This is a genomic window from Mesorhizobium sp. M7A.F.Ca.CA.002.04.1.1 (assembly GCF_004022805.1).
GTDB classification, from domain to species: domain Bacteria; phylum Pseudomonadota; class Alphaproteobacteria; order Rhizobiales; family Rhizobiaceae; genus Mesorhizobium; species Mesorhizobium ciceri.
Map to the genome: position 1 here is coordinate 1 of NZ_RZPL01000269.1, position 6,825 is coordinate 6,825.

3 protein-coding genes are annotated in these 6,825 nt (G+C 64.3%); 2 read left to right on the forward strand and 1 reads right to left on the reverse strand.

Annotation, left to right across the window (positions count from 1 at the left end; translation table 11 throughout):
- Positions 1-3,042, forward strand: a 3,042-nt coding sequence (locus tag ENZ75_RS15775) for a PAS domain S-box protein (RefSeq protein ID WP_128278174.1), incomplete at its 5' end; no start/stop codon positions are given.
- 324 nt (positions 3,043-3,366) lie between these two features.
- Here the strand turns inward: ENZ75_RS15775 and ENZ75_RS15780 are convergent.
- Positions 3,367-5,325, reverse strand: a complete 1,959-nt coding sequence (locus tag ENZ75_RS15780; RefSeq protein ID WP_063170466.1) for an acetoacetate--CoA ligase — start codon at positions 5,323-5,325, stop codon at positions 3,367-3,369.
- Positions 5,326-5,614: 289 nt separating this feature from the next.
- On the opposite strand from ENZ75_RS15780, the gene ENZ75_RS15785 reads away from it, so the two are divergent.
- The coding region (locus tag ENZ75_RS15785) for an AsmA family protein (RefSeq protein ID WP_127244070.1) at positions 5,615-6,825 on the forward strand (1,211 nt) is incomplete at its 3' end.

The window sequence follows — 6,825 nt, forward strand, 5'->3', positions numbered from 1 at the left end:
GAACAGGGTGGCGAGACGCCGACCGAGGAACCAGGCGCCGCACTGCCGACCGAGGACGTCGCCGCATCGCAGCCGCATGCGATCACCGACGTGATCGGGCAGGCGCCGACGGCTGCCAACAGCGATCAGGCGGCAGCAGAGCCCACACCGGCGCAACACGACCATTGGTACTTCAACGCCGGCGAGGACGGAGGGGAACAGGCGCCGCGACCAGCTGCGTCCGGACCTGAAGCGCCTCAAGAACCGGCGGCCCTGGAAGTCCAGTCCACCTCCGCGGCCACGCCGACGACCGTCTCGGCGATAGACCGCGCAGCGGCGCCGGTGCGCTTCGTCTGGCGCACCGATGCCGAAGGCAAGTTCAGCGCGCTGTCGCCGGAATTCGCCGACATCGTCGGCAAGCCGGCGGCCGACGTGATTGGCCGACGCTTCAGGGATGTCGCCGCCACATTCGGCCTCGACCCCTCGGGCGAGATATCGGGGCTCCTCGAACGGCGCGATACCTGGTCCGGACGCTCCGTGCTGTGGCCGGTCGTCGGCACCGATCTGAAGATACCCGTCGACCTGGCGGCGCTGCCTGTCTATGGGCGCAGCCGCGCCTTCGAGGGTTTCCGCGGCTTCGGCGTTGCCCGCGCCAGCGACGCGGTCGTCGATCCGGAGGCCATCGGCATGGCGCTGGTGCCCAATGGCCGGGCGCCGGCAACGCCGGAACCGCAAGTCATCCAACCCGCGCCCGAACAGCCGAACGCTGAGGAGCCCAGGGCCGAGGACGCTCAGGCATCGGATCCGTTCAAGGGCGAGGTGCCGGCGCTGACCATCGTGCCGAAACAGGAGCGGCGCTTTGCCGACAAGGTGATCCGGCTCGCCGAACATCGCCAGCCAGCCAACGACAAGGGCCTCTCGACCCTGGAACGCAGCGCCTTCCGCGAAATCGGCGAGCGGCTGAAGAAGGAGAGTGCTCCGGTCGAGCCACCAGAGACTGAGACTGCTGAGGCGTCGGCAGCGGAGACCGAGGCTCCGGTCAAGGCGTCCGACGACCCGATGCGCACCGGCGGCATCCCTGCGTCAGGGCCAGAGAACGAACCGGTCGAGCCATCCGAGACCGATGTCGATGCCGAAGACGAGCAGGATCTGGCACGGCTTGACGGTCACCCGGACGAAGCGGCTCGTGAAGCCCCCCCTGGGATGAATGTGACGGGCTCGTTGCTGGACTATGCCGGCCAAGATGACGAACGTGGCCCCGTGGCGGCGGAACCAGAGAACACCGCTGCGGTTTCGCCCGGCGAAGAGCCTGAAGCCACTGACGCGACACATGATGTCCTCGATGACGACAGCATGACGTCAGCAGATTTTCGCGATGCCGAAGACAGCGAGGATTGGGCGCAGCCCGACGAGGAAGCCGCATCGCCTGACGAGCAGGCGGTTGCCGCGCAGGCCGTCAATGCAGGCGACGCTGCGGAAATACGCGTCGAGCGCCCTCGCCTGCAGGTTCCGCCGCTCAAGGCCGAAGGGTTCGTGCCGTCGGCGTTTTCCGCCGGAGATGAACACAAGGCCCCGGACACGTCGCTGCTCGGTAAGCTGCCCGTGCCGCTGCTCATCCATTCCGGAGACCAGTTGCACTATGCGAACGAGGAATTCCTCAGCCTGACCGGCTACGAGGCGCTCGACGATCTGGCGGATGCCGGCGGCCTCGGCGCGTTGTTTGCCGACCCCTATGCCGACGACGGCGTTTCCGACGGCACCGATCGCGCGCTGCGGTTGAAGACGCGTGATGGACAGGAATTCCCGATCGAGGCCATTTTGCGCTCTGTCCCCTGGCGCGACGGCAAGGCGCTGATGCTGGTCGTGCGACGCTCCGGCGAGGATGATGCGCCGGCGAGCCTGCATGTGGTTGGCGACGAGCAGACGCAGCCGGATATTTCCGAGCTCAAGGTGCGCATCGCCGAGATGCGCACCATTATCGACACCGCCACCGACGGCGTCGTGCTGATCGGCCGTGACGGCACCATCCGATCGATCAGCCGGCCGGCCGAAGCACTGTTCGGCTTCGACAGCGACGATGTGACCGGCAAGCCGTTCGCCTCGCTGTTTGCCATCGAAAGTCAGCGCGCGGCACGCGACTATCTCAACGGACTGTCCGAGCCCGGCGTGGCGAGTGTCATGAACGACGGCCGTGAGGTGATCGGTCGCGAATCGCAAGGCCGCTTCATTCCGCTGTTCATGACCATCGGCCGGCTGCCCAACGACAGCGGCTTCTGCGCCGTCGTTCGCGATATCACGCAGTGGAAGCGGGCCGAAGAGGACTTGACGCAGGCACGTGCGGTGGCCGAGCGCGCGTCCTCGCAGAAGACCGATTTCCTCGCCCGCATCAGCCACGAGATCCGCACCCCGCTCAACGCCATCATCGGCTTTTCCGAACTGATGGTCGACGAGAAGTTCGGACCTGTCGCCAACGACCGCTACCGCGACTATCTGCGCGACATCAACCGCTCGGGCAATCATGTGCTCGACCTGGTCAACGACCTGCTCGACATCTCCAAGATCGAGGCCGGCCAGCAGGAGATGGCCTATGAGGCGGTGTCGCTCAACGACACGCTGGCCGAGACGGTGGCGATGATGCAGCCGCAGGCCAATCGCGAACGGGTCATCATCCGCTCCAGCTTCGCTTCGCGGCTGCCGGAAGTGGTGGCGGACCTGCGCAGCGTGCGCCAGATCGCGCTCAACATCCTGTCGAATGCCATCCGCTACACCCAGGCCGGCGGCCAGGTGATCGTCTCGACCGCCTATGAGACGTCGGGCGACGTCGTCATGCGGGTGCGCGACACCGGCATCGGCATGAGCCATGCCGAGATCGAGCAGGCGCTGAAGCCGTTCAAGCAGATCAACGCGCTGAAGCGCGGACGCGGCGACGGCACCGGGCTTGGACTGCCTTTGACCAAAGCGATGGTGGAAGCCAACCGTGCCCGGTTCACCATCAATTCGACCCCGGGCGAAGGCACCTTGGTCGAGGTCGCTTTTCCATCGACCCGTGTGCTCGCGGAATAGATCAGCCCTCCACGCTTCGATCCCGATAAAAAGAAAAAGGCGCCCAAAGGCGCCTTAAGAGATGGGATTGCTGTCACAACGGGGGCTTGAGCGAATTCGGATCCTCGGGGCTGAGGAACGGGATTTCTCCCTCAAGTTACCTGCGACTATCGACGCCGGACCTTAACAACCCCTTACCGGGGCGCCGGAAAATTTACGAATGTGTACCACTCATGAAATCTAGGTAAATTCTAGCGAGATATTTCGTTAACCATTCCGAAGTCACTTTTTCATACGTGTCGTTGCCTCAAAACCGGGCCACTTTTGAGCGACATGCATTAGCAGCTACTCGGCCAATTGCGGCAGGTTCTTGAACAGCTCAAGCGCCTCTGGATTGGCGAGCGCCTCCTTGTTCTTGATGGCGCGGCCATGCACCACGTCGCGCACCGCAAGCTCGGTGATCTTGCCCGACTTGGTGCGTGGGATGTCGGTGACGGCGACGATCCTTGCCGGCACGTGACGCGGGCTCGCGCCGCTACGGATTTTTGCCCGTATGCGTTTTTCCAGATCCTCGTCGAGCTGCACGCCGGCGGCCAGGCGCACGAACAGGATGACGCGCACGTCGTTGTCGAAGTCCTGTCCGATGCACAATGCTTCCAGGATCTCAGGCATCTGCTCGACCTGATTGTAGATCTCCGCCGTGCCGATCCTCACCCCGCCCGGGTTGAGCGTGGCGTCGGAGCGGCCATGGATGATGAGGCCGCCATGCTCGGTCCATTCGGCGAAATCGCCATGACACCAGACATTGTCGAAGCGCTCGAAATAGGCCGCCCGGTACTTCTTGCCATCGGGGTCGTTCCAGAAGCCGATCGGCATCGCCGGAAAGGCTTTTGCGCAGACCAACTCGCCCTTCTCCTGTCGGACCGGCCTGCCGTCGTCGTCCCAGACATCGACGGCCAGGCCGAGGCCGGGTCCCTGGATCTCGCCGGTCCAGACCGGCTGCGTCGGCACGCCGAGCACGAAGCAGGAGACGATGTCGGTGCCGCCGGAGACCGAGGCCAGATGTACGTCCTTCTTGATGCCGTCATAGACAAAGCGGAAATCTTCCGGCGACAGCGGCGAGCCGGTGGAGGAGATTGCCCGCACAGTGGACAGATCATGCGTGCGGATCGGCTTGAGGCCGGCCTTGCGCACGGAATCGATGAACTTGGCCGAGGTGCCGAGGAAAGTCATCTTCTCGGCATCGGCGAAATCGAACAGCACATTGCCGTCGGGGTAGAAGGGCGAACCGTCATAGAGCAGCAGCGTCGCACCCGAAGCGAGCCCCGACACCAGCCAGTTCCACATCATCCAGCCGCAGGTGGTGAAGTAGAAAAAGCGGTCGCCGTCGGTGAGACCGGCATGCAGCCGGTGTTCCTTGACATGCTGGATCAGCGTGCCGCCGGCCGAATGGACGATGCATTTGGGAATGCCGGTCGTTCCCGACGAAAACAGGATGTAAAGCGGATGCGAAAACGGCAGCGGCTCGAAGGCGACGGGCTTGCCGGCGAAGGGCGACAGCGCCTCTTCCAGCGCCACCGCCTTGTCGATGATCCCGGCGACATCGCTCGATGTGCCGAGATAGTCGACGACCAGGATCTTGCGGACAGTGCCGAGCTTGGCCGCGACCGCGGCGATCTTGTCGGCGACTTCGATCGCCTTGCCATTGTACCAATAGCCATCCGGCGCGATGAAGACGACGGGCTCGATCTGGCCGAACCTGTCGAGCACGCCCTGCTCGCCGAAATCGGGAGAGCAGGACGACCAGACGGCGCCGACCGAGGCGGCGGCCAGCATGGCGGCGACGGTCTCCGGCATGTTGGGCATCATGGCGGCAATGCGGTCGCCCTTCTTCACCTTGAGCGACAGGAAAAGCTGCTGCAGCCGCGAGGTCAGCGCGTGCAACTCGTTCCAGGACAGCCGGCGCTCGACCTTGTCTTCGCCGCGAAACACGATTGCGTCGCCTGAGCCGGTCTTCTTCAGCAGATTCCCGGCGAAATTCAGTGTCGCATCGGGAAAGAAAGAAGCGCCGGGCATCTTGTCGCCGTCGACGAGCAGCTTGTCGCCCTTGTCGCCGACGATGCCGCAGAAATCCCAGACCAGGCTCCAGAACCCTTCACGGTCCTCGACCGACCAGGCGTGAAGCTGCGAATACGAGGAAAACGCTACGCCGGCTTTGACTCCGGCGGCTTTGGTGAAGGCGGTCAAGGGTGCTGCGTCAATCTGGTCTTGCGTCGGGGTCCAGAGCGGTTGTTCGGCAGCCATGATCGTTCCTCCACGGTCGCCATCGCTTATGCATATCGCAGCGCAGCAGAGCAAGATTTTGTTCGGCTGATGCGACCAGATGTGCGCAAATGCCATCGCCGGGCCATAAAGACTTGAAATGCCTCAGCCCTAAGTCGTAGTGACAACTTGAAGTCGTAGTGACGGCCGGAAGTCCTGGTCACGACTGGAGTCGTGGTGACGACCGGGGCCGTGGTGACGACCGGGGTCGTGGTGACACCTGGGGTTACACCCGTCGGGCGATTGTCGGAATGGAAGCATACGGGGCCATATGCCATCATCTATGATCCGGCGCGGAATATGGGCGATCGGCGCTGCCGTGATCGTCGTCGCGCTGGTCGTTGCCGCCCTGCCGCTGATTGCCTCCACCCGTATCGTGCGCGACCGCATCGCCTGGGAAATGAGTGCGTGGAGCGGCTTCCGTGTCGCCATCGACGGTTCGCCGCGTATCGAGGTCTGGCCGACATTCCGCGCCATCCTGACCGATGTGACGCTGTCACAATGGACCGACACCGAGGCGCCGCCGGTGGTCGAGGCAGAACGGGTCGAGGTCGACCTTTCCGCCATGGCGGCCTTGCGCGGCGACGTGGTGTTTTCGACGGCGCGGCTGGTGCGGCCGACGATCCGGGTCCAGCGCACGCCTGCCGGCCTTTTCCTGCCCGCTGTCCCGACCGGCGGGCGCATCACGCGCTCCATCGACACGGCGCGCGGCCTGGTCAACGCCGACCCCGCCAAACCGGACCTCGACAAGCTGCCTACCGACACCTTCGGCACGGTCGAGTTTCGTGACGGCCGCATGGTAGCCTCCATCGGCGGCAAGGACGTCGAGATCCTGAGCAGTTTGAACGGTCAGGCAAATTGGGCGGCGATGAACAGCAATGCGACGCTGTCGGCAACCGGCATCTGGCGGGGCGAAAGCGTCGCGCTGGACGTCGCCTCGGCCAAACCGCTTGTGCTGTTTGCCGGCGGCACGGCGCCGCTGACACTGTCCTTCAAGGCGGCGCCCGCCACCTTCTCGTTCGACGGCACGGCCAGCATGTCTGAAAATACCTATTTCGACGGTCAAGCGAAGTTCTCGGCACCCTCGCTGCGGCGTGTCCTGGAATGGTCGCAGGCCGGCATCGCTCCGGGTGCGGCGATCGGCTCGGTCAGCATTTCGAGCAAGATCACCGCGACCGGCGGGCGCGTCAAGTTCGACAACACGGCGATTGCACTCGACAACAATCCGGGGATGGGTGCGCTGGACCTCTCGCTTGGTGAAGCACAACCGGTGATCTCCGGCACGCTCGCCTTCGACACGCTCGACCTCAGATCGTTTCTGTCGGCCTTCACCCCGCTGGTGCCGACCGGAGGGGCGGGGCCTGGCGAAATCGACACAAGTTTCGCCGACAAGATCAATCTCGATCTCAGGCTGTCGGCGGCGCACGCCACGGCGGGGCCGATCCAGCTCGCCGACGTCGCCGCCACCGCACAGGTCAAGGA